The 3613-nt window shown below is 45.5% G+C and carries 2 protein-coding genes and 1 pseudogene; 1 reads left to right on the top strand and 2 read right to left on the bottom strand.

Translation table 11 applies throughout. From position 1 onward, the window contains the following. Together AB4496_RS04315 and tal are read right to left on the bottom strand one after the other, a co-directional pair. Positions 1 to 1047: pseudogene (locus tag AB4496_RS04315) on the bottom strand (transketolase); the annotation flags it as partial. Positions 1048 to 1134: 87 nt separating this feature from the next. Further along, positions 1135 to 2085, bottom strand: coding sequence for a transaldolase (gene tal, locus AB4496_RS04310; RefSeq protein ID WP_009845571.1), 951 nt, complete (start codon positions 2083 to 2085; stop codon positions 1135 to 1137). A 459-nt stretch (positions 2086 to 2544) separates the two neighbouring features. Here tal and AB4496_RS04305 point away from each other — a divergent pair, with 459 nt between their 5' ends. Then, positions 2545 to 3537 (top strand): sugar-binding transcriptional regulator, encoded by a 993-nt coding sequence (locus AB4496_RS04305; protein ID WP_009845570.1) that lies wholly within the window; start codon positions 2545 to 2547, stop codon positions 3535 to 3537. Positions 3538 to 3613 lie beyond the last annotated feature (76 nt).

Raw genomic sequence — 3613 nt, 5'->3', positions numbered from 1 at the left:
GTTAGCTTGAAGATCAGCGATGATTGCCGATGCTTTCTCTTCCCACTCAGCTGGTAGGTCACCGTTTACGCGGCGTTTGAATTCAGCTGCCAGCTCAGGGTATGCTGCTTCATAAGCTGCAAGTTTCTCGTTCCACGCTGCTTCCTTAGCTGCGCCTGCTTCTTTCGCATCCCACTCTGAGTAAACTTCCGACGGAATTTCAAAAGGACCGTGCTCCCAACCTAATTCTTTACGTGTTGCTGCAATTTCTTCAGCGCCTAGTGGTGCACCGTGACAGTCGTGCGTACCTGCTTTGTTTGGAGAACCAAAGCCAATTACTGTTTTAGTACAGATTAGAGTAGGGCGAGGATCTGCTTTAGCCGCTTCAATCGCTGCGTTGATAGCGTCAGAGTCGTGGCCATCTACTGCTGGGATTACGTGCCAGCCGTAAGCTTCGAAACGCTTAGGTGTATCGTCAGAGAACCAACCTTCAACTTCGCCATCGATAGAGATACCGTTGTCATCCCAGAAAGCAACCAGCTTACCAAGGCCTAGCGTGCCTGCTAGAGAACATGCTTCGTGAGAAATACCTTCCATCAGACAGCCATCACCCATGAATGCATAAGTGTAGTGGTCTACGATGTCGTGGCCTTCTTTGTTGAACTGTGCAGCTAGCGCTTTCTCAGCCATAGCCATACCAACAGCGTTAGTAATGCCTTGACCTAGAGGACCAGTCGTTGTTTCGATGCCTGGTGCGTAGCCGTACTCTGGGTGACCTGGAGTCTTAGAGTGCAGTTGACGGAAGTTCTTAAGGTCTTCAATTGAAAGCTCGTAACCTGCTAGGTGAAGCAGAGAGTAAATCAGCATTGAGCCGTGGCCGTTAGACAGGATAAAACGGTCGCGGTCAGCCCACTCTGGGTTTGCTGGGTTGTGGTTTAGGTGAGAACGCCAAAGTACTTCAGCGATGTCAGCCATACCCATAGGTGCGCCTGGGTGACCAGAGTTTGCTTGTTGTACGCCGTCCATGCTTAGAGCACGAATAGCGTTAGCTAGATGTTTGCGATTCATAAGAACTTCCGAATAAAAATTAAGAAAAACAAAATTGATAAAAGTAGGGGAACTGAACGTTCCCCTATTTGAATTTGGTAAGAGTGATTACAGCTTAGCTGCGATCATGTCTTCTAGTTTGCCTTGGTCAACGGCGAAGTTGCGGATGCCTTCAGCCAGTTTCTCAACAGCCATTGCATCTTGGTTGTGGTCCCATAGGAACTCAGCGTGAGTCATCGCTGCTGGACGCTCTTTAGTACCGTTAGAGTCGATAAGCTTCTCTACTACTTCGCCTTCTGCTGCTTCTAGGTCAGCTAGAAGTTGAGGAGCGATAGTTAGACGGTCACAACCAGCAAGTTCAAGGATCTCGCCGATGTTACGGAAGCTTGCGCCCATAACAACAGTTTTGTAGCCGTGGTCTTTGTAGTAGTTGTAGATATCTGAAACTGAGATTACGCCTGGATCTTCTGAAGCTTCGAAATCACGACCTTCTTTCGCTTTGTACCAGTCCATGATGCGACCTACGAAAGGAGAGATTAGGAATACGCCAGCTTCAGCACAAGCACGAGCTTGAGCGAAAGAGAATAGAAGCGTTAGGTTACAGTTGATGCCTTCTTTCTCTAGGATTTCAGCAGCACGGATACCTTCCCAAGTAGAAGCCAGTTTGATAAGGATGCGGTCGTTAGTGATGCCAGCGTCGTTGTACATTTTGATAAGTTGACGAGCTTTAGCAACGCTGCCTTCCATGTCGTAAGAAAGACGAGCATCTACTTCAGTAGAGATACGGCCAGGTACAACTTTCAGGATTTCTTTACCGATGTTCACGTTAAGCATGTCGCAAGTATCTTGAACTTGCTGTGCTTTATCGCCGCTTTGCGCTTTTGCGTATTCGATAGAAGCATCGATTAGAGGAGCGTACTCAGCAATTTGAGCAGCTTTAAGAATTAGAGATGGGTTAGTTGTTGCATCTTCAGGAGTGTACTTGCTGATAGCTTCGATATCGCCAGTGTCAGCTACAACAGTTGTTAGTTTACGAAGTTGCTCTAATTTATTGCTCATTTTGATCATCCTATGTATCGCATAACACCTCATTAATGGGAGAGGTGCGGGCATTTGCAAGCTAACTAATGAAGTTCTCAATGGTTGTACCAGTGAGCCAAACTTACATTAATTTAAATTTTTCTCCGAACGAACATTTGCACAGAACATTTGATCGCTCGATGAGTAAATGATGTAGCCATATTTATCCGATCTAGCCCCAAAGTCAACGGTAAATAGTGCTGTATGGTGACTTCAGTCAAATATATTTCGCTCTAGTAATCATGGGGTATGCAAGCAAACGTTTAACGAGCAAAGTGAGGTGAATTAATCAACAACAAAACCATGGTTATGGCGATGAGCAAATGTACCTTGCTGTTACATATGTTCGGGGTGTAAACTTGTGTATCACTTGCTTAAGCATCGAACACTTGTTCTTCAAGCAGGTAAAATAATTGTTAAATATTGGTTGAGTGGTATATGAGTAAGAATATCCAAGATGTTTCCGAAGAAAACACTGATCTCCTCACTGAAGTAGCGGTTGCTTATTATCAAGATGGTGCCACGCAAGAAGAGATATCTAAAAAGTACTCTATCTCTCGTGCAAAGGTTGGTCGAATGCTCAAGCAAGCCAGAGATGAGGGCATTGTTGAGATCACCGTGAAATATCACCCCGTCTTTAGTGCGAAGATCGAGCAACGTTTGATCGAACGGTTTGGTGTGAAGCGTGCGCTTGTGGCACTAGACCAACCAAATGAAGAGAAGCAGCGATTACAGGTTGCTGGTTTAGTGTCTAACTATCTTACCAGTACACTGAAAAACGGCATGGTGGTGACAGTAGGACAAGGGCGGAACGTATCGTCTGTTGCTCACCACACTGGCGTCATTACGCCACGTGACTGTAAATTTGTGTGTGGTATCGGCGGTATTCACCCTAGAGGCGGTATGTTTAATGCCGATCATATATGTAGACAACTCGCCAAGAAATACGGTGGATCTTCTGAAACCTTGTACGCGCCTGCTTATGCTGAAAACAAAGCACAAAAATCTGCGTTCATGGAAAATAGCACCGTCAAGCAAACGCTCGATCTTGCCCGAAAAGCCGATGTTGCATTAGTGGGTATTGGTGATATGAGTGAAAACAGCTACATGGTCGACCTAGGTTGGTTTACGGCGGGAGAGGTCGTCCAATCTCGTTTACTACAAGGCGTGGTCGGTGACTTTGCGGGTTATGACTTTTTTGATGTACACGGCAAAGCCGCAAACACTGTGATGAGTGACCGAGTCATCGGCTTAGGCCTGGAAGAGTTCCGCCCAATCGCTGAGGTAATTGCCATCGCTGCCGAGAACAGTAAGCCATTAGCTTTATTAGGTGCATTAAGAACCGGCGTAGTAGACGTGATTGCAACCAGCGTAAGTAATGCTTTGACGGTACTTAACTTGGATGAGCAGTTGAAACATGCGTCTCCATAGTTAACTCTTTTGTAAATATCTATTATTTTAATAAGTTCGTGGATTAATTAAACTGTCCAATAATAAAAGATAGAAT

It is taken from the genome of Vibrio sp. 10N.222.46.A1 (assembly GCF_041473595.1).
Classification (GTDB): Bacteria; Pseudomonadota; Gammaproteobacteria; order Enterobacterales; family Vibrionaceae; genus Vibrio; species Vibrio tasmaniensis_A.
The sequence above is the reverse complement of the archived record's forward strand: the minus strand, read 5'-3'. Positions and strand labels throughout refer to the sequence as shown.

Coding starts and splice junctions, on each gene's coding strand:
- AB4496_RS04305 (WP_009845570.1), top strand. CDS start 2,545: ATGAGTAAGAATATCCAAGATGTTTCCGAAGAAAACACTGATCTCCTC.
- tal (WP_009845571.1), bottom strand. CDS start 2,085: ATGAGCAATAAATTAGAGCAACTTCGTAAACTAACAACTGTTGTAGCT.